The sequence below is a fragment of the Campylobacter concisus genome (assembly GCF_015230035.1).
Lineage (GTDB): Bacteria > Campylobacterota > Campylobacteria > Campylobacterales > Campylobacteraceae > Campylobacter_A > Campylobacter_A concisus_BK.
In genome coordinates this window covers 231,007-254,869 of record NZ_JAAKZD010000001.1, presented here as the reverse complement: position 1 = coordinate 254,869, position 23,863 = coordinate 231,007, and the positions used below count along the sequence as shown (strand labels likewise).

The 23,863-nt window shown below is 39.3% G+C and carries 22 protein-coding genes and 1 pseudogene; 11 read left to right on the top strand and 12 right to left on the bottom strand.

The features are described from left to right. The first annotated feature begins 500 nt into the window (after positions 1-500). Together dnaE and G6W41_RS01220 are read left to right on the top strand one after the other, a co-directional pair. Positions 501-4,112: a DNA polymerase III subunit alpha gene (dnaE, locus tag G6W41_RS01225; protein ID WP_194170363.1), complete on the top strand. Its 3,612-nt coding sequence runs from the start codon at positions 501-503 to the stop codon at positions 4,110-4,112. A gap of 15 nt (positions 4,113-4,127) precedes the next feature. Beyond that, positions 4,128-4,835: a DUF6882 domain-containing protein gene (locus G6W41_RS01220; RefSeq protein ID WP_194170362.1), complete on the top strand. Its 708-nt coding sequence runs from the start codon at positions 4,128-4,130 to the stop codon at positions 4,833-4,835. A 35-nt stretch (positions 4,836-4,870) separates the two neighbouring features. Here the strand turns inward: G6W41_RS01220 and waaF are convergent, their stop codons facing one another. Genes waaF through G6W41_RS01205 form a run of 3 tightly spaced genes read right to left on the bottom strand, consistent with a single transcriptional unit; the run spans position 4,871 to position 7,993 of the window. Next, a complete protein-coding gene (gene waaF, locus G6W41_RS01215; RefSeq protein ID WP_194170361.1) occupies positions 4,871-5,824 on the bottom strand; it encodes a lipopolysaccharide heptosyltransferase II in 954 nt (317 codons plus the stop codon). After that, positions 5,821-6,852: a glycosyltransferase family 4 protein gene (locus G6W41_RS01210; RefSeq protein ID WP_194170360.1), complete on the bottom strand. Its 1,032-nt coding sequence runs from the start codon at positions 6,850-6,852 to the stop codon at positions 5,821-5,823. The genes waaF and G6W41_RS01210 overlap by 4 nt, the downstream gene beginning before the upstream one ends. Further along, the gene (locus tag G6W41_RS01205; RefSeq protein ID WP_194170359.1) at positions 6,824-7,993 is read right to left on the bottom strand and encodes an O-antigen ligase family protein; all 1,170 of its coding nucleotides are present in this window, start codon (positions 7,991-7,993) and stop codon (positions 6,824-6,826) included. Before G6W41_RS01205 ends, G6W41_RS01210 begins: the two co-directional genes overlap by 29 nt. A gap of 87 nt (positions 7,994-8,080) precedes the next feature. Here G6W41_RS01205 and G6W41_RS01200 point away from each other — a divergent pair, with 87 nt between their 5' ends. Genes G6W41_RS01200 through G6W41_RS01190 form a run of 3 tightly spaced genes read left to right on the top strand, consistent with a single transcriptional unit; the run spans position 8,081 to position 10,929 of the window. Next, positions 8,081-9,109, top strand: coding sequence for a glycosyltransferase (locus G6W41_RS01200; RefSeq protein ID WP_194170358.1), 1,029 nt, complete (start codon positions 8,081-8,083; stop codon positions 9,107-9,109). A gap of 3 nt (positions 9,110-9,112) precedes the next feature. After that, positions 9,113-10,162, top strand: a complete 1,050-nt coding sequence (locus G6W41_RS01195) for a glycosyltransferase (RefSeq protein ID WP_194170357.1) — start codon at positions 9,113-9,115, stop codon at positions 10,160-10,162. Beyond that, positions 10,159-10,929: a polysaccharide deacetylase family protein gene (locus tag G6W41_RS01190; protein ID WP_194170356.1), complete on the top strand. Its 771-nt coding sequence runs from the start codon at positions 10,159-10,161 to the stop codon at positions 10,927-10,929. Before G6W41_RS01195 ends, G6W41_RS01190 begins: the two co-directional genes overlap by 4 nt. A 78-nt stretch (positions 10,930-11,007) precedes the next feature. On the opposite strand, the gene G6W41_RS01185 is transcribed toward G6W41_RS01190, so the two are convergent. Genes G6W41_RS01185 through waaC form a run of 7 tightly spaced genes read right to left on the bottom strand, consistent with a single transcriptional unit; the run spans position 11,008 to position 17,006 of the window. Then, positions 11,008-11,511, bottom strand: a complete 504-nt coding sequence (locus G6W41_RS01185; RefSeq protein WP_194170355.1) for a hypothetical protein — start codon at positions 11,509-11,511, stop codon at positions 11,008-11,010. After that, positions 11,511-12,308: a polysaccharide deacetylase family protein gene (locus G6W41_RS01180; RefSeq protein WP_194170354.1), complete on the bottom strand. Its 798-nt coding sequence runs from the start codon at positions 12,306-12,308 to the stop codon at positions 11,511-11,513. Before G6W41_RS01180 ends, G6W41_RS01185 begins: the two co-directional genes overlap by 1 nt. Next, the gene (locus G6W41_RS01175) at positions 12,305-13,384 is read right to left on the bottom strand and encodes a glycosyltransferase family 4 protein (protein ID WP_194170353.1); all 1,080 of its coding nucleotides are present in this window, start codon (positions 13,382-13,384) and stop codon (positions 12,305-12,307) included. Before G6W41_RS01175 ends, G6W41_RS01180 begins: the two co-directional genes overlap by 4 nt. Positions 13,385-13,386: 2 nt before the next feature. After that, complete coding sequence (gene rfaQ / locus G6W41_RS01170) at positions 13,387-14,451, bottom strand: putative lipopolysaccharide heptosyltransferase III (protein ID WP_194170352.1); 1,065 nt, start codon at positions 14,449-14,451, stop codon at positions 13,387-13,389. After that, positions 14,448-15,152 (bottom strand): glycosyltransferase family 2 protein, encoded by a 705-nt coding sequence (locus G6W41_RS01165; protein WP_194170351.1) that lies wholly within the window; start codon positions 15,150-15,152, stop codon positions 14,448-14,450. The genes rfaQ and G6W41_RS01165 overlap by 4 nt, the downstream gene beginning before the upstream one ends. After that, positions 15,146-16,039 carry a lipid A biosynthesis lauroyl acyltransferase gene (locus G6W41_RS01160; RefSeq protein ID WP_194170350.1) on the bottom strand — a complete coding sequence of 298 codons (894 nt, stop codon included), beginning with the start codon at positions 16,037-16,039 and terminating at the stop codon, positions 15,146-15,148. The genes G6W41_RS01165 and G6W41_RS01160 overlap by 7 nt, the downstream gene beginning before the upstream one ends. After that, complete coding sequence (gene waaC / locus G6W41_RS01155; protein ID WP_194170349.1) at positions 16,032-17,006, bottom strand: lipopolysaccharide heptosyltransferase I; 975 nt, start codon at positions 17,004-17,006, stop codon at positions 16,032-16,034. The genes G6W41_RS01160 and waaC overlap by 8 nt, the downstream gene beginning before the upstream one ends. Positions 17,007-17,069: 63 nt before the next feature. Here waaC and G6W41_RS01150 point away from each other — a divergent pair, with 63 nt between their 5' ends. From G6W41_RS01150 to G6W41_RS01135, 4 genes and pseudogenes are all read left to right on the top strand, one after another. Then, positions 17,070-18,080, top strand: coding sequence for a 3'-5' exonuclease (locus G6W41_RS01150; protein WP_194170348.1), 1,011 nt, complete (start codon positions 17,070-17,072; stop codon positions 18,078-18,080). A gap of 20 nt (positions 18,081-18,100) precedes the next feature. Beyond that, a complete protein-coding gene (locus tag G6W41_RS01145) occupies positions 18,101-19,159 on the top strand; it encodes an NAD-dependent epimerase (protein ID WP_194170347.1) in 1,059 nt (352 codons plus the stop codon). Continuing rightward, positions 19,160-19,739, top strand: a pseudogene (locus tag G6W41_RS01140) (DNA-3-methyladenine glycosylase I). Next, a complete protein-coding gene (locus tag G6W41_RS01135) occupies positions 19,739-20,587 on the top strand; it encodes a DNA ligase (protein ID WP_194170366.1) in 849 nt (282 codons plus the stop codon). The pseudogene G6W41_RS01140 and the gene G6W41_RS01135 overlap by 1 nt, the downstream one beginning before the upstream one ends. Here G6W41_RS01135 and G6W41_RS01130 read toward each other — a convergent pair. Both G6W41_RS01130 and G6W41_RS01125 read right to left on the bottom strand, forming a co-directional pair. After that, positions 20,584-21,624 (bottom strand): LLM class flavin-dependent oxidoreductase, encoded by a 1,041-nt coding sequence (locus G6W41_RS01130; protein WP_194170346.1) that lies wholly within the window; start codon positions 21,622-21,624, stop codon positions 20,584-20,586. The two genes, G6W41_RS01135 and G6W41_RS01130, sit on opposite strands and share 4 nt — an antisense overlap. Before the next feature lie 76 nt (positions 21,625-21,700). Beyond that, positions 21,701-21,958, bottom strand: coding sequence for a helix-turn-helix domain-containing protein (locus G6W41_RS01125; protein WP_194170345.1), 258 nt, complete (start codon positions 21,956-21,958; stop codon positions 21,701-21,703). Between the two features lie 117 nt (positions 21,959-22,075). On the opposite strand from G6W41_RS01125, the gene G6W41_RS01120 reads away from it, so the two are divergent. Together G6W41_RS01120 and galE are read left to right on the top strand one after the other, a co-directional pair. Further along, on the top strand, positions 22,076-22,705 hold the full coding sequence (locus tag G6W41_RS01120; RefSeq protein ID WP_194170344.1) for a hypothetical protein: 630 nt from the start codon (positions 22,076-22,078) through the stop codon (positions 22,703-22,705). A gap of 166 nt (positions 22,706-22,871) precedes the next feature. Further along, positions 22,872-23,855, top strand: coding sequence for a UDP-glucose 4-epimerase GalE (gene galE, locus G6W41_RS01115; protein ID WP_194170343.1), 984 nt, complete (start codon positions 22,872-22,874; stop codon positions 23,853-23,855). The last annotated feature ends 8 nt before the right edge of the window (positions 23,856-23,863 follow it).

The following is a 23,863-nucleotide window of genomic DNA, read 5'->3' as shown; positions in this document are numbered from 1 at the left end:
AAAAGGGGGATAAGGGGACGGCTTTGCTTCGACTTATCGTAACTGCGAGCAGACCGTAACTCGAGTCCCCTTGTCTCACTTTTAAATAAAAAGAAATTTACAAATTTAATCAAGCTGTCTTTGCAAATTTTAAAATTCCATTCACTCGCAAGAATTGACTACTGATTTTAGGTCTCGCAAAGCTTGCCACTAAAATCAGAGCCGAAATTACTCGTTCATGAAATTTTAAAATTTGCTCGAGTTTTTTAACTGCATGCGATTGTGCTAGCGTAGCGCATGCCGTTTAAAATTTTATCGAGGTTAAATTTGACAATGTGATTTGCTAGCTCTAATTTTAAAATTTGCCAAACGCTAAATTACGCAGTGTGACAGCATGATCGCGCGCTTTGCTCTTGTCACAGACTTAAAAAATCTCTAAATTTTAAAGCTATCATTAAGCTTTCATCAAGCGCCTTATTAGCCAAAATTTTGTAAAATCCGCTCATTAAAAAGGATAAAAAATGAGTGAAAATTCTGGCTTTACACACCTACATTTACACACCGAATACTCCCTACTAGACGGAGCAAACAAGATAGAAGAGCTAGCTCATACGCTTCATGACAGAGGCGACACGGCAGCAGCGATCACGGATCACGGCAACATGTTTGGCGCGATTGATTTTTACAAAAAGATGAAAAAAAATGGTATAAAACCGCTAATTGGCATCGAAGCATACGTGCATAACGGCGAGCAGCTTGACGACAAGAGCACCAAACAGCGCTTTCACCTCATCCTAATCGCCAAAAACGAGACTGGCTATAAAAATCTGATGTATCTTAGCTCCATGAGCTACATCGAGGGCTTTTACTACTATCCTCGTATCAATAAAAAAATTTTAAAAGAGCACAGCGAGGGCCTAGTTTGCAGCTCTGCTTGCTTGCAGGGCGAGGTGAGCTGGCATCTAAATTTAAGCGAACGTAACGTTAAATTTGGCGCTAAAGGCTACGAACGGGCAAAAGAGGTCGCGCTTGAGTATAAAGAAATTTTTGGCGATGACTTTTACCTTGAGATCATGCGCCACGGCATCGGCGATCAAAGGCGCATAGACGATGACATCTTGCGTATCGCAAAAGAGACTGGCATCAAGGTCATCGCCACAAACGATACCCACTACACTTTTAAAGAAAGAGCCGCCGCACACGAGGTTTTCATGTGCATCGCGATGAACAAAACCTTAGACGACCCAAACCGACTTCGCCACAGCGTCCATGAGTTTTTTGTCAAAAGCAAAGAGCAGATGAATGAGCTATTTTTAGACATCCCTGAAGCGATAGAAAACACCCAAGAGATCGTGGATAAGTGCAACCTTGAGATCAAGCTTGGCAACCCAACTCCGCCAAATTTTAAATTTACTCTTGAGTGCGCTAAGGAGAGAAATTTGACCCTCCCAGAGCCAGAAAACAGATATAGCTTCAAAAATGACGCTGTTTTTTTCGAGCATGAGTGTAGAAAGGGTCTTGAAGAGAGGCTGAAATTTGTCCCTGAAAATTTACACGAAGAGTATAGAAAGCGCCTTGAGATAGAGATCGGCATCATCAATAAGATGAATTTCCCAGGATATATGATGATCGTTTGGGACTTCATAAATGAAGCCAAGCGCAGAGGCGTGCCAGTTGGTCCAGGACGTGGCTCTGCAGCTGGTAGCTTGGTCGCTTACTCGCTAAAGATCACCGACCTTGATCCTATCCCATACAACCTGCTTTTTGAGAGATTTCTAAACCCAGAGCGCGTTAGCATGCCAGATATCGACGTGGATTTTTGTCAAAGCAGACGTGGCGAGATCATCGACTATGTCACGCAAAAATACGGCAAATTTAACGTTGCTGGTGTTATTACATTTGGTAAATTGCTCGCAAAGGGTGTCATTAGAGATGTCGCTAGAGTCTGCGATATGCCTTATGCGGAGGCTGATGCGATGGCAAAGCTTATCCCTGATGAGCTAAACATCACGCTAAAAGACGCCTATGATAAAGAGCCAAAGATAGCTGAGCTAATAAGTCAAAATCCAAAGGCGGCTAAAATTTGGAAATTTGCCCTTGATCTTGAGGGGCTAAACAGAAACGCCGGTCAGCACGCAGCAGGCGTTGTCATCTCAAACGAAGAGCTTTGGAACAAAACCCCACTATTTCGCCAGCCAAATAGTCCAGAAGATCGCTTTGTCACTCAGTATAGCCTGAAATACCTTGAAGACGTTGATTTAATAAAATTTGACTTTCTTGGCCTTAAGACGCTAACGGTTATCAACAATGCGATAAAGCTCGTTAAACAGCGCACTGGCAAGGACATCATCTGGGAGCAGGTCGATAAAAACGACTCTGGCGTTTATAAGATGATACAAAGTGGCCAAGCCATCGGCATCTTTCAGATAGAGGGCGAGGGCATGAGAAAGCTAGGAACCAGCCTGCGCCCAGACTGCTTTGAGGATATCGTCGCGATGTTAGCGCTTTATCGCCCAGGACCGATGGAGAGTGGTATGCTTGATGACTTCGTCAAAAGAAAACATGGCGAGGCGGAGATAACATACGCATTTAAGGAGCTTGAGCCGATCCTTGCGCCAACATACGGCGTCATCGTCTATCAAGAGCAAGTCATGCAGATCGTGCAAGCCATAGGCGGCTTTAGTCTTGGTGGGGCGGACCTTGTGCGCCGTGCGATGGGTAAAAAGATCAAAGAGGAGATGGATAGGCTAAAGGGCGAGTTTGTAAAAGGTGCTGAAGCCAAAGGGCTAAATGGTCAAAAAGCGGACGATCTTTTCGAGCTGATCGTCAAATTTGCAGGATATGGCTTTAACAAGTCTCACTCCGCAGCCTACGCTTATGTTACATTTCAGACGGCGTATCTGAAGGCTTACTATCCGGCTGAATTTATGGCGGCACTTTTAACAAGCGAGGAGAGCAACGTCGATAAGATCGTTCGCTACATCGATGAGATAAAACGCATAAACATCGATACTTTGCCACCATCTATCAACAAATCAACCAAAGAATTTAGCGTCGTTAAAAATGGTGATCATGATGGCATTATATTTGGGCTTGGAGCGATTAAAGGCGTTGGTGGGGCGGCTATTGAGAACATCATCGCTGAGCGTGATGCAAAGGGCGAGTTTAAGAGCATGGACGACTTTGTCTCAAGGATCGATCCATTTAAGGTCAATAAAAAGGTCTTTGAAAGCCTTATAAAAGCTGGCTGCTTCGATGAGTTTGGCTTTAGCCGCAAGATGCTTTTACAAAATGTAGAAAATATCGTAGAAGCTTGCAAAAATGCTGCTCAGATACGTAAAAATGCGGCTGAGAGCCTCTTTGGCGAAGATGATAGTATGAATGATGTGAAGATAAATTTCGTCACTATAAATGATGAATTTGACGTCAAACAGATATTAAAATTTGAACAAGAGAGCGTTGGCATCTACCTCTCAGGACATCCGCTTGATGACTATAAAGACGAGATAAATAAGATCAAATACACGCTAAGCTCGGAGTTTGAGACCTTGCCACAAAGCGCTGAAATTTTAGTGGTTGGCAAGATCGAAGACTTTGCTACTAGGATCACAAAAAGCGGCAAAAAAATGGGCACTATAAATGTGCTAGACTTTCACGGCAACATCGAGATCGCAGTCTTTGAAAGGGAGCTTGGCAACATCGAAGATATCGTAAAAGACGAGGCAAAGCGCGATCTGCCTTATGCATTTAGGATAAATATCTCGCGCGACGATCAATTTGTTAGGACAAATTTAAATGAGGTTTATAGCCTAGAAGATGCGCAAAATTTAGACTTTAAGACAAGAAAGCTAAAGCAAAACTCTAAATTTAGCAAAAATGAAGAGGCGAGCGCCCCTCAAAAAGTAAGAGAGTATGCTGAGCTGGAGGTGCTTTTAAGCCTTAGTGAGCTTAGCAGGCAAAAGCTGGAGCAAATTTACTCGCTAGTTTTTAGCAAAAATGCTCCAAATAATCAAAAACGGCTAATTTTGAAGATAAAAAATGAAGCAACTGGCGAAATTTTCATCTATAAGACTGAATTTATCGTAAGTGATGATGTAGGCGAAGAGATAGAAAAGCTTGCGGCTTCGGCGTAAATTTAAGGATAAGAGATGTTTGATATTTTTAGAAAAAAGAGCCATTTTTTAGACGAGCTTGGCATAGATAAAAGTAACTGGAGTGAGCTTTTTAGCGCTTGCCTTGGCAGAGCGATGCTGCTTCAAAAACGGCTTTTTAAGCAAGTGGTCGAGGCTAGCAAATGGCAGGCTGACTTTGAAAGCGGCAAAATTTGCTTTGACAAGCAGGAGTTTGATATGCAGTTTATCGGCTCTGAGAGCTTTTCGTCTAACACTTGGCTTTGGGGCTATGAAAATGTAAATGGCTTTGACGAGCGCTTGCTTGGCCTTGCAGATAGGGCGCGTGAGTTTGGCGAGAAATTTGGGCTTGAAGCGTTTAGCACGGCACAGTTTGAGCTAGATGAAAATGTAAATGGTCATACGCTCAGCATGGTTGCTTGCGTGGCGCTTGGCGAGGAGTTAAGCTACTACAAAATTGATTACGACGGAGGTGCTGCGTACGTTGCATTTAGGGCTGAGGTCATCTTTAAAGAGCCAGTTTTAGCAAACGAAGTAGTAAGCGTAGTAAATGAGTGCATAAGCGCCTATGAGCTTGATCACAAGCTTTTTATAAAAGGGCTTTTGTTGGGTTGCGAGATAAAATTTAGCGAAAATAAGGATGAGATAGTAGCTAAATTTAAAGATAATGTAATTTTTTCATTTGATGAATTAAACAGGCTAACAAGCGTCTCTGCGAAGCTTTAAGCTTATATTTTGACTGGGTTATTCGTGCGCTTAGCTTAATAATCTAGCTCTTTTCTTAGTAAATTTATCTCATCTATCACCATTTGCGGCTTTAGATCTCTCATGCAAGCATGCGTTTTTAGTGGGCAAACTCGCTTCATACAGGGCATGCAAGCCAAATTTAGATGCACTATCTTTGCAAATTCATTTCCCCAGGGCGAGGTCTCGCTAAATTTTGTCGGTCCAAAAAGAGCAATCGTTGGCACATGAAAGGCGGCAGCTACGTGCATAGGACCGCTATCGTTTGTGACGAAAATGCCATTTTGTCTAAGCCCAGCTATGCGCTCACAAAGCTCTTTGACGCTGGTTTTGCCAGCTAAATTTTGGCAAGCTAAGCCATTTTCTTTTAAAATTTGCTCTATTTTTTCACAAATTTCTTGCTCGCCTTTGCCACCAAAGATGACTATCTCAAACTCATCTTTAAAATTTAGCGCCACCTGTGCAAAGTACTCTGGATACCATCTTTTCGCACTTCCGTAGCTCGCACCTGGATTTAGAGCCAGTGTTTTTTTAGCTGAAATTTGAGGTGTAAAATGTAGCTTTAGCTGAGTAGAAATTTTGCTTAGGCCTAGGGCATTTTTTACAAAATTTGCATATTTTAGCACCTGATGAAGGATGGTTTTACTCTTTTTAAATATGGCTTTTTTCTTAGCGTTTATAAAAAATAGCAAAAATTTGCTAGCAAACGAGCTTCTAAAGCTAAGCGCTAGATCAAATTCGCCAAGACTTTTTGCACTTTTGCCAAGTGATAAAAATCTAAATTTAGCCTTTTTGCTCTCATCAACGACCACTTTTTCGCAGTTTGGATGGCTTTTGTAAAGCTCGCAAGCTACAAATGAGCCAAAAAAAACGATTTGTAAATTCTTCTCATTTTGCACCAAATTTTCGATCGCAGCGCTTGCCATCACGCTATCACCAAGCCAGGTTGGAAGCTCGATAAAAACTCTCATTTTAAGGCGTCTTTTATAACATCAAGCGTAAGAGCGGCGTTTTTTTCGATGCTAAAATTTAAAGAAAGCTCGTAGGCCTTCTCTTGCAGGCTCGCTAAAAGCTCATGGTTTGTGAGAATTTCATCTATAAACTCCAGCGTGCTCTCGTCATTTGGGCTTTGAAGTACAAATTTATCTTCTAAAATCTCGCTAGCGCCATTTTGAGCCGTCGTAAAGACCACGTTTTTAAAGCTAAGTGCCTCTAACACGACATTTGAAAATGGTTCATAGTGCGTTGGAAAGATAAAAATATCGCTCGCCTCATAAAATTTAGCCGTGCTCTTTTGCTCGCCGACAAAATAGGCGTTTAGCCCAAGTTTTTTAGCTAGGCGTTTGTAGCTTGAGATGTTTTTGTCTTTGCCGACAATGAGCGTATTTACGAGCGTTTTTAGCTTTGAAGCAAGGAGTAAAAACTCTTTTAGCCCCTTTCTTTTAAAGCCATTTCCCACGAAAAGCAGGGTCGCAAGCTCAAATTTAAGTCCAAATTCCTCACAGAGTGCGAGCTTTGCCTCGGCTTTTTGCACCCTTTGGGGTAAATTTATGCCGTTATAAATGGTCGTGATCTTCTCTGGCTCTATGCCGTAAGTCGCGATGATCTGCTCTTTGATGAAATTTGAGTTTGTGATGATCTTTTGGGAGTTTTTAAAGCACTTTTTCTCTAAGTATGGATAGACGAAATTTAGTGGGTTTAGCCACCAAAAGCTCTTTGTAGCCCTATAAACCTTATGCACGCCGTCGCCTGCCCTGTAGATATCGGCACAGCTTACTCGCTCTAGGCTAAAGTAAAACTCGTCCTCTCTTTTTTGGCGTTTTACTTGGCGGTTAAAATTTAGAGCTTTTTTCCAAGAAGAGACGCTAATATCTCCAAGATATGAGCGAATTTCTGTTTGGATACCAAGCTCATTTAGGGCCTTAACAAGCCTTCTTAAGTATCTTTCAGCACCTCCAACTGCGTTTGGATTAGTTCTTAAAAATACTATTTTTTTCATCGATAACTCCTAAAGCCAGTGCCCAAAACAAGAGCATCAAAAGTGCGTTTTCATGGTGAAATGTTGTGTTTACAAGTGAAATTACGTTTTGAAAAACAAGCATCAAAAGCGCTAGAAAAACTATGCTGTTTTGCCTGAAATTTTTAATGAATTTTACAAAAAGTGATAGCTGAAATACTAAATATGCAAGCAGGGCGATAATGCCTTTTTCGGTTAAAAATGTTAAAAAGGTGTTGTGTGCATGAGATACATGTGCTTTTGCACTTTGTGGAAAAAAGTGCGTCAAATCTATACTCTTAAAATTTCCACTACCTATGCCAAAAAAGATATTGTCTTGCCATGTTTTAAATGCACTTTCAAATATGAGAAATCTAAATTCACCGCCTTGCACCCCTTTTGACATTTGATCGTATATTCTTTCATCTGCAGTAAAGGCTACGGTTATATATAAGTATGTAAAAAATACTACGCAAAATAAAATGGATAGTGTTAGTGAGAGCTTAAAACTAACCTCTTTTTTATATATCAAATATGAAAAAATTAAAACACTAACCAATGGAATCATATAAGCAGTCGATCTTGAACCAGCGATAGCAAGAGCTAAAATACAAATTATAGATATGGAAATATTTATTGATCTATTTTTATTTTTATTTGACATAAATAATAGTGCTGTTAGAAAAATTAAAAATATGTAAATAGCACTATGATTTACATGTCCAATTGATTTTAATATTAAAAAAGCCTCTGGATCTGGATCACTAAATTTTTCTATGCAAGCTGGTATAAAAGCGACAATAAAACCAGCAAATAGTGCATAAAACATAAATTTAAAATTTATTTTTTCTGTTCCAACAGTTCTAGCTACAAAGAAAAACAACATGCATCTTAATGGATCAAGCACTCTTGAAGGCGAAACCCCATTTACAAGGCAGCTTATAAAAGTGGCCAAAACAAAGATAAAGAAGGAGACATTTATAACATCAAATTTAAATTGCCTTTTTTCTTTAACACAGATATAAATTCCAACCAAGACAAAAAGCGTTAATGAAATTTGTTTTAATCCTTCGGTAACTGGTAGTGTAAACAGCATCACAAGCAAAAAAAAGTTGTAGAGTTTTGACGCAATCTCATTTTTCATGCATATCCTTTAAAATTTAAGTTTGCATTTTATCATTGATGAACTAAAAATAATATACAATTAAACAAAAAGTTAAAAGGAAGTATTGTGTCTGGCGTGAAAATAAGCTTTATAGTGCCTGTTTTTAACAAAGAGGAGCATGTTAGAAATTGTTTAAATTCGCTAATATCCCAAGATTTTACTGACATTGAGATAATAGTTATAGACGATGGAAGTAGTGATAATACACCACAAATTTTAAAAGAGTATGAAGATAAAATAATATTAAAAACAAAGATCAATGCAGGCGTAAGTGCTGCCAGAAATGACGGTATATTGCTAGCTAAGGGAAAATACACTATTTGTATTGATGCTGATGATTACGTAGAAAAGGATTACGCTTCAAGCGTATATGATGTTGCAGAGAGGTTTGAGGCAGATATAGTAATAACAGATGCATTTAAAATTTATGGTAATAAAAAAGTATATTTAAAAGACTTTGAGACAAAAGATGAATGCACTATAGATAAAAATGAGTATTTAAGGAGATTGCTTGCTTCAAGACATAATAAAGTCTTGCATAATACATGGAATAAAGCTATTAAAACAGAAATTTTAAAAGAAAATTTATTTCCGGTTAGGATCACACAGGCTGAAGATTTTCATGCCTTAGTAAGAAATGTTATCGCTTCAAAGACTCTTGTGAAGCTAAATAGAGCGTTTTATAACTACAATATCGGAGAAAATAACACTAGTGGCTTTGAAAAGCTAAAAGCTGTGGTGGATCATAAATTTGTCTATGAGGACATAATCTCAATTTTAAAAAATAAAAATTTAGCTCTTGAGATGGTGCCAGATCTAGAGTTTAGAAAGATCAAAAGTGTCTATATGCCAGCTATCTCATCAAGGCCAAATTTAAAAAATAGTAGCTATGTAAAGGCGCTTGATCTTTTTTATGAGGATATTGATAGCATTATAAGTTCAGCTGGTTTTTTAAAACTTAGACTAAAACATAGAATTTTGATAAAAATGCTAAAAAATGTAAAATCATACGAAAATGTATCAAAAATTTTAAAAATCTTTAATACAATAAATGGCTTTTTATCAAATAAAAAAATGAAAGAATTTAAAGAGTAAAAAATGATAAATATACTTGAGCTTGAAAGCTCTTTAGGATTTGGCGGGCAGGAGCATCGCACGCAGCGTGTGATAAACGGACTAGATAAGAGCAAATTTAAGGTTTTTTATGGGTTAAATCCTGGCTCAAAAAGCCTTGAAAAGCAGATAGAGTGCGAATTTGTCGAGTTTAACCTTAAAAAATCTTTTAATATCTTTGAAATTTTAAAAATTTGCAAATTTGTAAAACAAAATAATATAAAAATCATCTCAACTCACTCAGGCAAAGACGGCACTATAGGCGCTATCGTGGGCAAAATTTGTGGCGTTAGCGTGGTTCGCACTAGACATTTGCAGCTGCCTATAAGCTCTCCCATACCTTACAACCTAAGCACCAAAGTGGTTGGCGTTTGCAACTCAGTTTGCGCTGATCTTATCAAAAGAGGTGTGAAAAAAGAGAAGGTGCTAAAAATCTACACAGGCATAGACACACAAAAATACACGCCAGAATTTAAGATAAATATGAAAAAAGAATTTGGCCTAAGTGGCGATGTAGTGGGCGTTTGCATTGTTGCAGTGCTAAGAGCTGCTAAAAATCATAAGCTCTTAATCGATGCATTTAGCGAGCTAAATTTAGAAAAATCAGCCCTTTTTATCGTGGGCGACGGTCCCCAAAATAAAAATTTACACGAGTATATAAAAGATAAGAAAAATATCTTCATGCTTGGCAACAGAACCGACGTGAGCGACTTTTTGGGCTCGCTTGATATCTGCGTGCTACCTTCAGACATGGAGGCTATCGGTGGAGCGCTACTCGAGGCATCTTCGTGCAAGCTAACTACCATCGGAAGCGATGTGGGCGGCCTTGGCGAGGCTGTGAGCGATGGCAAAAGCGGATTTTTATTTGAAAATGGAAACAAAGAGGAGTTAAAAAAAGTGCTTGAAAGGCTCATTTTGGATGAAAATTTAAGAAAGCAGATGGGCGAGTTTGGCAGAGAGTACGTCAAAGAGACATTTAGCATCGAAAAAATGATAAAAAACACACAAAATTTATATATGGAGCTTGTAAAATGAGCGTACCAGTTTTGATGTATCACCACGTGCTTGAAAAGAGCGGTTTTATCGCTAGTAGCGTGGATGAGTTTAGATCGCACATGAAATTTCTAGCCGAAAATGGCTATAAAACGTTAAGTATAAATGAATTTATCGCATACAAAAAGGGTGAGCTTGAGGTGCCTAAAAAGAGCGTTTGCATAACATTTGACGATGGCTGGATGGACAACTACATCTATGCCTATCCTATCGTGAAAGAATTTGGGCTAAAAGCAAATATATTTATAATAACTGGCTGGATAGAGGCAGCGCAAAAGGCACACGAGATGAGGCCTGCTAGCTTTTTAAACGTCGATCACAACGAGTGCAAAAGGCTTGCTCCAAGTAGGCCGCAAGATGTGATATTAAATTTAGAGCAGATCGAGAAGATGAAGGACTGCTTTTATTTTCATTCGCATACGCACGGGCATTTTGATGGATATTTTGGACAGCTTAGCTTGGATGAAGAATTTGGTCTTTGCCGTGAGTTTATGAAGAAAAATTTTGGCTTTGAAGATGACGCACTTTGCTGGCCAAGAGGCAAATATAGTGACGAGTATCTAAATGCCGCTAAAAAGCATGGTTACAAGGCATTTTTCACAACGAAACGCGGCATAAACAAGGCCGATGGTAATTTAGAGGAGATAAAACGAATAGTGACAAAACGTGATGAAAAATGGCTTAAAAAGACTATGTTTATCTACCAAAATGACTTTTTAGGATCGATCTATGCGGCGATAAGGTCCTAGTGGGCTATAAGCTATTTAGTAAAAATTTTCTCGTTCTTTGTTAGATTCTTTTCGTAAGATATAGGGAATTACTTGTGTTTAAATATTTCGTTTTATTGGTGATTTAAATTCTAATTTAATTTTATATTCAAGGCCTACTAGATCAAGCTCTTTTTTATCTATATGTTTTTGAGTGTTGTCTGGATCTTTGCTGGAGTTTCTTTTGTAAATTCCAGCGATTCTCTCTTTTTCGTCCATGCTTAAAATACAGAGTATATCGCATTTGCTGATGCGTGTAAGAGGGTTGGCGCTTGCATAGATCACAACCTTTACAAATGGCATGATAAATTTAAAAAAAGGCCTTAGCTCGTCTCTTTGATCACACTTAATTTTTACCCTTGGGCGGATAAAAAAGAGATTTACACTCATCACACCATCGTCTATGACGGCGATCTGATATGGTTTAAAGTCACCAAAGCCTTTGCGTCTTAGCTCTTTACCAAGCGTGCTTTTGCCACTGCCGTGAAGTCCGGTAAGGGTGATAAGCACCCGTTTTTTTTCTTTTAATATCTCTTCGCAAGCTGAATTTAACGCTTCTAGCATTATTTATAGCCTCTATTCCTAAAATTTGAATATAAATTTCCTATTATTGGCGTTGAATAGATAAAAAGCTTCTTTTTAACCCTAAAAACATAGTCATCATCGTTTTTTGAGCTGCTAGAGATATCTATACGTCTTATCTTAAATTTATCATCTCTCACGCAATATCCACCATCTATCACGCTAAAAGCAAAATCATAATACTCTCTTACTATCCTTTGCGAAAGCTCGTTAAAATGCCCTTTTGGAAAGCAAAATCCAAATTCTTTTTTTTCTGGAAATAGCTCTTTTATCTTAGCAAGCGAGCTGGAAAACTCCTCTCTTAACCTTGTCTCATCGTCACTTCTGCAAGAAAAGTGGCTCACTGTGTGACTATCAAACTCAAAGAGCCCGCTCTCTTGCATCTGCCTGATCTCATCTAAATTTAAAAAATACTCTATATCTTTATCGTAGTCAATATCTTTGTGCATTTTAAATGAAAAATCATAATCCTGCCTTTTAAAGTCCTTGATCTTATCTGTTATCAAAAAACAAACGGCTGGGATATTTAGCTCTTTTAAGATAGGAAAAGCAAATTTGTAATTATCAAAATATCCATCATCAAAAGTTAGTAAAATGCTCTTTTTGTGAGTCTTTGCTCTGCCAGCAACGATATCTTTAAACTGGCCATAATTTATAAATTTATAACCCTCGTCAAGTGCCATGCGAAGTGCCTTTTTTAAAAGTTCCGGGCTTATGGCAAAGTCGTTTTTGTTATTGTTGCAGTGGTGAACTGTTAGTATGCAGACTGGACTATTCATAGGCTCTCCAATAATCTCTTGATATATCTTTTTAGAATTTGTGTGTCGTAATTCTCTTTGACAAAGATGCTGGCGTTTTCTGCGCATTGTTTGGCTAGATCGTCATCTTGTATGTACGCATTTATTTTCTTCGCCATATCTTGCGCGTCTAAAAATTTAGCACATTGACCCCTATTATTTGCAAGCAAGTTATTCATAGGTGCAATATCAAAAGCGACTATTGGGCGAGATAGAGCCATAGCTTCTAGTAAAGCGGTAGGAAGGCCCTCTGTGTGAGAAGGAAACGCGTAATAATCTATACCTTTTACCACGTTTGCTATATCACTTCTAAAGTCAGTAAAGACTAATTTTTCTCGCATATCATCATCAAATATGCTTAAAATTTGCTCTTTTGTGTTTTTGTTGATATTTCCACCAAAAATGCCATATATATCGCTATTTTCTTGTATGAGAATTTTTAGTGCATTTGCAAATTCAAAGACCCCTTTTTGGCGGCTTAGCGAGGAAAACATACCTACTGTTATCGCTTGTTTTGGGATGTTAAATTCTTCTTTAAATGTTGATCTCACTGCGTTTAGCGCATCGCAATCCACAAAAGTCGGGATAAAAAATATCTTTTCATTTTTTACTCCTATTTTTTGCAAAATTTCTGTCACATTTGGGCTTACGCTTATAATCTTATCAAAAAGTGTGGTGTGTAAAAATTTACTCAAAGAGCCTTTTATTGGGAACTCATTGTGTCTTTCGCGTATAAATTTAACACCTTTTTTTCTAGTAAAAATTTTTGATATAGCTGCTACCCAGCTGTCTGTGGAGCCATTTGATATGACTACATCTATATTTTCTTGCCACAAAATTTTGCAAAATATAGGCACTGTTTTATGAAAATTTTTCTTATTCATCTCACATTCGATAACTTTAAAATTTTCTTCTCGAGCGCGTTTTGAAATTTCAGAATTTGGGTTGCAAAATAGCGTTGTGCCGTGTCCTAGCTCACGCATATGACGCATCTCATTCATGATCTTATTTTGTTGCCCACCCCAGTTAAAAAGCGTCTCTGTGTGAAGTATATTCATCGCTATAGTCCTAAATTTTGCTTGATTTTTGCTTTTATTTGTGGCATCTTGTCGCTAAAATCCATTAAAGTCTTCTCAATACCGTGCTCTTTTATGCCCTCTTTATCGCAAGGCACAAAGTCCCAGTCCTTTTGATAGACGGTGTGCTTGCCCATGCTTTGGATGCCATTTTGCGCTGTGTAGCCATTTTGCATCAAGCTATTATCCCAAGGTCCCCATTCAAAAGCGTTACTCGGGCCAAAAAAGGCGATCACTGGCACATCGTTTGCTGCGGCTATATGCATGATAGCAGTATCGACGCCGATAAAGAGACTTGAGCGCTTTGAGAGGGCGATCGTTTGTTTTAGGCTTAGCTTGCCACCTAAATTTATAGGCTCACTTTTGCAAATTTTTAGCACGCTTGCAAGCTTATTTAGCTCATTTTCTTTGTTGTCGCTTGTTAGCACGACCTTTACATTTAGCTCGTTTTCGCAGTAGTCTATAAGCTCTGCCATGCTCTCGTCGTTTGCACATTTAAACATCCAGCGGCTTGTTAGATGCACATGCACAAAGCGTTTTGGTAAATTTAGATGCTCCACGCTCTCATCTGAAAAGACGGTCACTTTTTTGCTCACCGGTTCAAAACCTAAAGCCCTTAGCGCGTTTAAATTTAGATCAACCGTGTGAGAGAAATTTTCGTAGTATTTTGCCTTTACGCTTAAAAGCTTGTTTATCGCCTTATGTTTGCCTAAAAAGCCAACTATCTTTTTGATCTTGGCGTACTTTGAGATGATGACGCCGCGGTCTCCAGTGGTCGTTTGCACCGCCATATCGTATTTCTCTTTTTTGATCGCTCTTATAAATTTTAGCTCGGTCATTAGCTTTTTAAAAAAGCCAGAATTTGCACTTTGTCTATCGTAAATGTGGATTTTATTTATGTAAGGATTGCCTTCTATCATCGCTTCTGTCCCTTTGTTTAGGGCAAAGTCGATGGTCGCGTCTGGGTAGTAGTGGTGCAAATTTTCAATGAGCGGCGTTGTCAAAAGTACGTCGCCGATGTTTCTAAATTTAATCACAAGTATTTTCATTTTATATATTTCCAAAATGTGTACTGGGCGTAAAGCCTAGCGATGACATAGCCCGTAAAGCCCTCTTTAAAGCCGCCTTTTAGCACGTAAAGCTTAAAAAATGTCCAAGCTGGGCTTGTAAGCGCCTTTAGTAAATTTCTTTTTGCGCCCATGCTTGAGTAGCGATTTTGCTTGGCGATAAACTGCTCGATACTCTCATACGCGTAGTGCAAGAAGTGATTTTTAAGCGCGCCAAGCCTTTGTGAGCCGTTATTTAAAACGACCTTTTCATGCACAGCTCTGCCATCAAATTTGGCAAAATTTTTATTAAAAAGTCTCACCGTGTAGTCTGGATATAGCCCCATATTTTTTATCGCTTTGCCAAAAAAGAAATTTAGCCTAGCTACGTTGTAAGCGCTAAATTTAGGCTCTTTTAGCGTGCTAATGATCTCATTTTTAAGCTCTTCTGTAATCACCTCGTCGCTATCAAGCACAAAGACCCACTCGTTTTTGGCTAGATCCACGCCCTTTTGCTTTTGCGCGCCAAATCCAAGCCAAGCTTGCTCGTGAAATTTCACATTGCCAAAGCCATCACAAATTTGCCTTGTGCCATCTTTTGAACCGCTATCAACCACGATGATCTCATCAGCAAATTTAGCGCTCTCTAACACCTCTTTTAGGTACTTTTCGCTGTTAAAAGTCAAAATGACAACGCTTAGCATTTATACTCATTTTCGTAAAATCTCTTAAACCTTTGGTGAAACCAAAAGTACTCCTCAGGCCTTGCCCTAACCATCTCTTCGCACGCACTGCACTGCATTTGCGTCGCTTTTTGCACGGCATCTTCTTTGTCAAACGTGCTTATATCTATTGGCTCTTCAAAGCAAATTTCATTTAAATTTTCACCTTTTTGGTAGATAAATGCGTTTATGATAAGGGCATTTGTCTTTTGCGCTAGCACGCTTGCTGCTGGCGTGTGAAGCACATCTTTGCCAAAAAACTGCACCTTTATGCCATCTTTTGGCGCGGTGTTTTGATCGACTAAAATTCCTACTATTCGCCTAGCTTTCAGCGCTTTTAAGATATCTTTTGCGCCGCCATCTTTGTCGATTAGCTCCACATCAAACTGCGCTCTGTTGGCTCTTAAAATTTTATCCATGACGCTACTATCAAGCTTTCTGCCAAGCGCTGAAGAAGCTCCAAAGCGAGCCGCGACAGCTAGGCCAAATATCTCCCACTGCCCAAAATGCGCCGTTGTGACGATGATAGGCCGACCAGACTTCATCGCATCAAGCAAAAAGTGCTCATTTTTAAAAACAACTTGTTCAAGTATCTTTTGTTTTGTCGTGTTTTGATTGAGGATGAAATTTATACCAAGATATTTTGCAAAGTTGTAGTAGCATTTTTTGGCGATTTCTAGCTTCTCTTCTTTGGTTTTTGTCTCACCAAAAGCGAGGTTTAAATTTGTCATCACGATGTGAAATCTCTTTTTTTTAAGCTTCATAAACGCAAATGCTAAAAATTTAGCAAGCAGGTTTTGAAGCGAGCTTGGCAATATAAATATAAGAAATTTCAAGGTATAAAAGCCAGCTAGATAGAGCCTATCCATTTAGCAGCCTTTTTGCGAAATTTGCAACCGTTTCAGGGTAAATTTCTCTTATGCAAAAGTCGTTTTTATCGATACTTCTAGCATCTATCTCCTTGCCCATATCAACGACAAGATTTTTGTCCGTGACGTAGGCATTGCGGTGGCTTGGTCGGTTACCAAAAAGCGTGATAGAAGGCCTATTTACAGCCCATGCAAGGTGCGTTAGACCGCTATCGTTGCCGATTACCAGATCGCAGCTCGCGATAAAATCTATCATATCTTTTATGCTTAGTTTTTCAAGCAGTTTTGCTTTGGTGCCTGAAATGATCGCCTCAGCCCTTGTTTTTTCGCTCTCACTCCCGTAGCAAAGGTAAATTTCGCATCCATCAATCAGTCTGATCACATCTTTAAATTTGTCATAAATTTTGCTCTCTTCGCTTGCAAAGGCAGCGATTAAAACGCGTTTTTTGCCGCTTTCATTTTTAAATTTTTTGCAAATTTCAAAGCAGGGCGATTTTTTTAAAATTTCACTTTTGTCAAAGCTAAAATTTAAGGCGTATCCAACAAGACTTAGGTTTCTAACTATGATATTTTTATTGTAGTCGATCTTAAATTTATGCCTATAAAGCCTGGCTGCGATCTTTTCCTTGACGCTCTCTCTACTAAAGCCATAAATTTCTTTGCCAAGTAGTTTTGCGACGACGGCTGATTTGAAAAGTCCTTGCAGGTCGATGATCTTGTCAAATTTGCCAAGTGTTTTTATGATCTTGTAGCTCTTTTTAAAGCTCTCTTTAAGCGGCAAAACGACTAGTTCGTCGATTAGGGGATGGTCTTTTAAAAGGCTTGCAAAACGGGCATCAACGAGCCATGTGATGTGAGCATTTGGGTAGTGCTTTTTGATAAACTGAAGCACGATGGCTGCATGGACGATGTCCCCAAGTGCCGAAAGCTTTACAATGGCTATTTTTAGTTGATTTTTATCTTGCATTGGCTACTTTAAATATAAATTTTTGGTATGATTTTAAAAAAAAATGCTTAAAAAAGGGCTAAAATGGCGAAAAGTTACATCTGCGTCTTTGACTGCGAGACGATACCTGATGCAAATTTGATAAGAAAAATTTACGGCATCGATGGAAGCGACGAAGATGTGAGCGTGCAGGCGATGGCCTTGCAAAAAGAGGCCAGCGGGAGTGAGTTTTTGCCTGTGATGTTTCATAGAGTTGTGGCGATCTCTGCGGTGATGGCCGATGAGTACGGCAAATTTTTAAAAGTTAGCACTATGGAGGGCAAGAACGAGCGCGAGATCATCGCTAAATTTTTAAAATTTATAAATGATTATAACCCAAGGCTTGTTAGCTTTAATGGCCGTGGATTTGACCTGCCAATGCTTATGGTGCGTGCGATGCGCTACAACCTAAACGCAGCGGCATATTACGAGAGTGAAAATAAAGAGCTAAACAAAAACAAATGGGAAAATTATAGAGCAAGGTATTCGCCTAAATTTCACCTTGATCTGCTTGATTTTATAAGCGATTTTGGAAGTGTGAGAGGGCTAAAGCTCGATACGCTTTGCGCTAGCTTAAATTTACCTGGCAAATACGACGTGCACGGCGATCAGGTGCTTGAGCTATACTACGCAGGTGAGCTTGATAAGATAAACGAATACTGCGAAAGCGACGTGCTTAACACCTACTGGCTATTTTTGAAATTTGAGCTTTTGCAGGCAAATATCTTGCAAGATGACTACATAAATCACCTAAACGTGATGAGCGAATTTCTAGCCAAAAGCTGCGCTCACAGAGGATATAGCGAGGTCTTTTGCTCTGCGATAAGTGACGAGCTAGCAAGAATTTCTGGCAAGTTAGACTACGAGATAAAGGTAGATAAAGAGGCTTTGGAATTTAGCGAATTTAATGATGTAAGGCCGATTAGCAAAGAGGAGCTAAACCGCGATATGCTGGGCGGTCTGCTTAAAAAAGCAAGCGATCTAAAGCCAAAAGAGCCAAAAAACAAGACACTTTTTGAAGAGAAAGTGCCTGAGATAAATTTAGACGACGAATAAGTCAAAATGAAAGGAAAAATATGAAAATTTTAGTAACTGGAACAGCTGGATTTATAGGATTTCACCTTGCAAATGCCCTTGTGGCTCGTGGGGATGAGGTCGTTGGATATGACGTGATAAATGACTATTACGACGTAAATTTAAAGCTTGCACGCCTAAAAACGGCTGGCTTTGACGTGAGCGAGATAGACTACGGCAAGCTCATCACCTCAAAAACGCATCCAAATTTAAAATTTATAAAAGCAGACCTCGCTGATGAAAAGACGATGAAAGAGCTTTTTGCTAAAGAGAAATTTGACGTAGTGGTAAATTTAGCCGCACAAGCTGGCGTTCGCTACTCGCTCATAAATCCAAAAGCCTACATAGATAGCAACATCACAGGCTTTATGAACATCCTTGAGTGCTGCCGCCACAATGAGATCAAAAATTTAGTCTATGCAAGCTCTAGCTCGGTTTATGGCCTAAATGAAAACATGCCATTTTCTACGCACGAGGGGGTCAATCACCCTATAAGCCTCTACGCAGCGACCAAAAAGAGCAACGAGATGATGGCGCACACTTACAGCCACCTATTTAACGTGCCAACGACTGGACTTCGCTTTTTTACGGTTTATGGACCATGGGGACGCCCTGATATGGCGCTATTTTTGTTTGTTGATGCCGCACTTAAAAATAAGAGCATCGATGTCTTTAACTACGGCAAGATGAAGCGCGACTTTACCTACGTAGACGACATCGTAAAGGGCATCATCAAGTGCATCGACAACCCAGCTAAGCCAAATCCAGCTTGGGATGCAAAACACCCAGACCCTGCCACTTCAAAAGCGCCGTTTAAGGTCTATAATATCGGCAACAACAGCCCAGTTGAGCTCATGGACTACATCAAAGCAGTTGAGATAAAGATCGGCCGCGAGATCAAGAAAAATTTTCTCCCACTTCAAGCAGGCGACGTACCAGCGACCTTCGCGGACGTGAGCGACCTTGTGGCTGATTTTGACTACAAGCCAAATACAAAAGTAAACGACGGCGTGGCTAAATTTGTCGAGTGGTATAGCGAGTTTTACTGGATAAAGATATAAATGAGACGTTGCGAGTGGGCCAAGGGCGAGCTTGACATAGCCTATCACGATAATGAGTGGGGCAAAGTCATAAAAGATGATAGAAAATTTTTTGAGATGATAGTTTTAGAGGGCTTTCAAGCGGGACTTTCGTGGCATGGAGTGCTTCAAAAAAGGGAGGCCATGAGAGCGGCGTTTGACAGCTTTGACCCTGAAAAAATCAAGCTTTACGGCGAGGCCGAGATAGCTAAATTTATGCAAAACGAAGGGCTGATACGCAATAGACTAAAACTAAAATCGCTTGCCACAAACGCCCTTGCATTTTTATCGGTAACGCAAGAATTTGGTAGCTTTTATGACTATTTGTGGGGACATTTGCTAAAGAAATTCGACCCAAAATTTGACGGCAAACAGATCATCAATCACTATCAAAATATCAAGCAAGTGCCGGCAACCACGCCGATGTCTGACTTTGTGGCAAAGGAGCTAAAAAAGCGAGGGTTTAAATTTCTAGGCTCTGTTAGCACCTATGCCTTTTTTGCAAAGTGTGGGCGTGGTGGACGATCATATGGACTATTGTTTTTGCAAGTGCAAGGCTTGATTAGAATAATTTTTGCACTTTTGGTGCTTTTAAATTTTGCATTTTCTCTTGAACTGTTGCGCCTTAGCGAATTTAAAGGTCAAAACGTCTCAGGCTGGCTAGCTAGTGAGAAGCTTGATGGCGTGCGTGCCTACTGGGACGGAGAAATTTTACTCTCAAGGCAGGGCAAAAAGCTAAATGCACCACTAAGTTTTACTAAAAATTTCCCAAAATTTGCACTCGATGGCGAGCTTTATGCAAAGGGGCTTAAATTTGAAGAAATCCAAGCGACCGTGATGGATAAGCTGCCAGATGAAAGGGCGTGGAGCAGGCTTAAATTTCACGTTTTTGACGTGTCAGAGGCAAGTGGCGGCTTGCTTGATAGACTTGAAGTTTTGGCTAAATTTCTAAAAAATGAGCCAAATGACAATTTAATCATCGTAAAACAGATAAAGATGCGTGATAACGCCCAGTTTTTAAAATTTACAAAGGACATTATCGCAAAAGGTGGCGAGGGAGCAGTCGTGCGTGAGCCAAATGTGCCCTACGAGCGAAAACGAAGCAAAAATGCGCTCAAATTTAAGAAATTTAAAGACGCTGAGTGCGAAGTGGTCTCCATAAATAAAGGCAGCGGCAAATACGCAAATCTTGCTGGCTCGCTTACTTGCAAGGCGCTTGGCGGCAAAGATGATAAAGAAAAAGCTGGCGAGCCAAAAGAGGGCACTATCTTTAAAATAGGCTCAGGACTAAGCGACGAGCAACGCACAAATCCCCCAAAGATAGGCTCTATCATCACATATAAATTTCAAAATTTATCGTCTTATGGCAAGCCAAGATTTCCTATATTTTTAAGGGTTAGAGAGGATTAAATTTCATCCGCGATCTCTTTTAACGCCCTAAAAGAGCTAAGCTGCGCCTCCTCATCAAAAATAAAGCTTTGAGCCATGATCTCATCGACTTCAAGTCTATTTTGAAACTCTAAAATTTGCTCTTTAACGCTTTGTTTTGAGCCTATGAAAGAGCACGCCATCATCTCTTCTGTGACGCTTCTTTCTCTATTTTTTAGCTCTATTTGCCTAAAGTCGATCGGCCCAAAATGTGGAGCTTTGGCGCCTGTTTTGCAAGATACAGCAAAGACCTCGTCGTTATCCTTTTTTGGTGGCTGCAAATACTCTTTTTCGCCAGTTACTACGTTTAAGAAAAACTGTGTTTGCGTAGTTGCCAAACTCTTTGCTAGCTCGTCACCTTGGGCTATTATCACGTTTGCTCCTGCGATGACATAAGGGGCAGAAAGAAACGAAGAGGGCTTGAAATTCTGACGATAAATTTCTACTGCTTTTTCTAGCGCACGTGGTGCAAAGTGCGACGCAAAGGCGTAAGGTAGGCCAAACTCAGCGGCCACGTATGCGCTATATATGCTTGAGCCAAGTATGTAGATGGGTGGAATTTTGTCTACTTTTGGATAGGCTTTCACGGCTCTTTTGGCGTTAAAATAGTCCATTAGCTCGTTTATCTGCATGTTAAATTCAACCTCTCTTGCACCGCGCCTAAGCACTGCAGCCGTCTCTTGGTCGGTCCCTGGAGCTCTGCCTAGCCCAAGATCTACGCGGTTAGGAAATATCGTCTCAAGAGTGGCGTACTGCTCGGCGATAGAGTAGGGGCTGTGATTTGGTAGCATCACGCCGCCAGAGCCCACACGCAGGCTTTTTGTATGCTCTAAGATGTGCGCGATGATGAGCTGTGTGGCTGAGCTTGCTAAATTTCTCATGTTGTGATGCTCTGCGACCCAGTAGCGATTTATGCCGATATCCTCGGCAAAAATAGCTAGTCTAACGGCCGAGTCTATGGCTTCTTTTGCGTCACCGCCTTGTTTGATAGGCAGTAAATTTAATATTGAGACATTCATTTTTATCCTTTTTTGTAGATGAAGGATTATAAAGATTAAATTTAAAATAGATTGTAAGTCTATTTTAAAGAGCAATTTACATTTGCTTAAAAAAATCAGCAATATCACAATTAAATAGTTTTGAGAGCTTAAGAAGATGAAGTATATTAAAGCGCTTATTGTCTGTAAAATTTTCCATATTTGCATAAAAACCATTTGAGGCTTGCCCTATACTAAGTGCAGTTTCAAGTTGACTAAAGCCTTTTTCTTGTCTTATTCTTTTTACGTTATTTGCCACATTTTTTAGAAATTCTTCCTCTTCTTCTTTTGAAACAATTTGTGGCAAATTTAGCATTTTTATTCCCTATAGAAAAGTTTCCTATAAGTTTAATTGCATTAAAATACTTTTACAATCATCTGTGAATAATATCTCTATAGAGATTATTAGAAATTAATTAAATAAAGGATAAATATGATATCTGAAGTTTTTAAGGATAAAACAAATACTCAAGATATAAGAATGCCAGTAGCACTAGAGATTTTTGGAGGATATCTAGATAAATTTTATAACCTGTCACTTAGCAAGAGAGAAGTTTCAAGATTCGCAGCAGCCATACTTATGAAAGGAGATAGAAAACAATTTAAAACAACAATTGATGTATATAATTTTTTCAAGAGATGGCGTGTAAATATAGAAATTGTTGATGATGCTGAAATAATAGCTACCAATATCCTTGTTTCGGCTTTAACCAATGGCAATCTTGGTTTTGCAGCCGATAAAACATTGGAGGCCGCCTATGTAATATATAAGGTCTTTACTACGTCAAAAATACCTAATTCATTCGATGATGCTTATGGACGTATGTTGTATAACAAGTATGCTTTAAATATTTCTGATGTGCCTGCTTATCTAGCACATAATGCATCAGCACTTTTTACGTGTGTAAATCAGCTTACAACTTTTGCCACAGTGTATTATTTGAGTATAATGGATGGTAAGGATAAAACTATTATAAAAACGTGGTTACAAGATGAATTTATTACAACTTTTAGTTTTGTTTTTAATAAACATGATGCTTTTTATGAAGCTATTCGCAAATAAAGTGTATAAATAAGATTTATCTAGTTTGAAGCCATTTTGATTAGAAGATATTACATATAACATTAGATTTAAAAAGCCTATTAAAATTCTAATAAGCAAGCCTTGCTTTACTTTTGCTTTACTCTATTTTTGATAAAATTACACACTTTTAATGAAAGGCTTAAACTTGAAAATTTTAGTAACAGGTGGAGCTGGATACATCGGCAGCCACGTAGTAAAAGCACTTTTAAAGCAAGGCAAAGATGAGATAACCATCATCGACAATCTCTGCAAGGGCTCACAAAAAGCACTTGAGGCACTCCAAAAGATAGGAAATTTCAAATTTATAAATGCAAATTTAGAGGATGATCTAAGCGAAATTTTTGCAAATGGCAAATTTGATGCGATCATCCATTTTGCAGCGTTTATCGAGGTTTTTGAGAGCATGAGCGAACCGCTAAAATACTATCTAAACAACACCGCAAATGTCGCAAGAGTGCTAAGATACGCAAAAACTTACAATGTAAATAAATTTATATTTAGCTCAACTGCCGCGGTTTATGGCGAGCCAGATGTGGCGGAGGTGAGCGAAACAACGCCTACAAATCCGATAAATCCATACGGCAGAAGCAAGCTAATGAGCGAGCAGATCATCAAAGACTACGCCGCTTCAAATGAAAATTTCAAATTTGCGATTTTGCGCTACTTTAACGTAGCAGGTGCAGACGAGGAGGGGCTTATCGGTCAAAACTATCCAAACGCTACGCACCTTATCAAGGTGGCCGTTCAAACTGCCCTTGGCAAGCGCGAGAGCATGGGTATCTTTGGCGATGACTACGTGACAAAAGATGGCACATGCGTTAGAGACTATATCCACGTTAGCGACCTAGCAGACGCCCACATAAGCGCACTGGAGTATATCGGCCAAAATGGAAGTGAAACTTTTAACGTGGGATATGGCATGGGATTTAGCGTAAAAGAGGTCATCGAGACCGCAAAAAAAGTAAGTGGAGTAAATTTTAAAGTGCTAAATGCGCCAAGAAGGGATGGCGACCCAGCTATCCTTATCTCAAACGCAAGCAAACTGCGCTCGCTAACAAGCTGGAAGCCAAAAAGAGACGATCTAGCGCTCATCATAAAAACTGCCCTTGAGTGGGAAAAGAGAATTTAGGGGAAAGC

Excerpts from the sequence above, each read along its gene's own strand:
- dnaE (WP_194170363.1), top strand. The coding sequence starts at position 501 with ATGAGTGAAAATTCTGGCTTTACACACCTACATTTACACACCGAATAC.
- G6W41_RS01220 (WP_194170362.1), top strand. The coding sequence starts at position 4,128 with ATGTTTGATATTTTTAGAAAAAAGAGCCATTTTTTAGACGAGCTTGGC.
- waaF (WP_194170361.1), bottom strand. The coding sequence starts at position 5,824 with ATGAGAGTTTTTATCGAGCTTCCAACCTGGCTTGGTGATAGCGTGATG.
- G6W41_RS01210 (WP_194170360.1), bottom strand. The coding sequence starts at position 6,852 with ATGAAAAAAATAGTATTTTTAAGAACTAATCCAAACGCAGTTGGAGGT.
- G6W41_RS01205 (WP_194170359.1), bottom strand. The coding sequence starts at position 7,993 with ATGAAAAATGAGATTGCGTCAAAACTCTACAACTTTTTTTTGCTTGTG.
- G6W41_RS01195 (WP_194170357.1), top strand. The coding sequence starts at position 9,113 with ATGATAAATATACTTGAGCTTGAAAGCTCTTTAGGATTTGGCGGGCAG.
- G6W41_RS01190 (WP_194170356.1), top strand. The coding sequence starts at position 10,159 with ATGAGCGTACCAGTTTTGATGTATCACCACGTGCTTGAAAAGAGCGGT.
- G6W41_RS01185 (WP_194170355.1), bottom strand. The coding sequence starts at position 11,511 with ATGCTAGAAGCGTTAAATTCAGCTTGCGAAGAGATATTAAAAGAAAAA.
- G6W41_RS01180 (WP_194170354.1), bottom strand. The coding sequence starts at position 12,308 with ATGAATAGTCCAGTCTGCATACTAACAGTTCACCACTGCAACAATAAC.
- G6W41_RS01175 (WP_194170353.1), bottom strand. The coding sequence starts at position 13,384 with ATGAATATACTTCACACAGAGACGCTTTTTAACTGGGGTGGGCAACAA.
- rfaQ (WP_194170352.1), bottom strand. The coding sequence starts at position 14,451 with ATGAAAATACTTGTGATTAAATTTAGAAACATCGGCGACGTACTTTTG.
- G6W41_RS01165 (WP_194170351.1), bottom strand. The coding sequence starts at position 15,152 with ATGCTAAGCGTTGTCATTTTGACTTTTAACAGCGAAAAGTACCTAAAA.
- G6W41_RS01160 (WP_194170350.1), bottom strand. The coding sequence starts at position 16,039 with ATGGATAGGCTCTATCTAGCTGGCTTTTATACCTTGAAATTTCTTATA.
- waaC (WP_194170349.1), bottom strand. The coding sequence starts at position 17,006 with ATGCAAGATAAAAATCAACTAAAAATAGCCATTGTAAAGCTTTCGGCA.
- G6W41_RS01150 (WP_194170348.1), top strand. The coding sequence starts at position 17,070 with ATGGCGAAAAGTTACATCTGCGTCTTTGACTGCGAGACGATACCTGAT.
- G6W41_RS01145 (WP_194170347.1), top strand. The coding sequence starts at position 18,101 with ATGAAAATTTTAGTAACTGGAACAGCTGGATTTATAGGATTTCACCTT.
- G6W41_RS01130 (WP_194170346.1), bottom strand. The coding sequence starts at position 21,624 with ATGAATGTCTCAATATTAAATTTACTGCCTATCAAACAAGGCGGTGAC.
- G6W41_RS01125 (WP_194170345.1), bottom strand. The coding sequence starts at position 21,958 with ATGCTAAATTTGCCACAAATTGTTTCAAAAGAAGAAGAGGAAGAATTT.
- G6W41_RS01120 (WP_194170344.1), top strand. The coding sequence starts at position 22,076 with ATGATATCTGAAGTTTTTAAGGATAAAACAAATACTCAAGATATAAGA.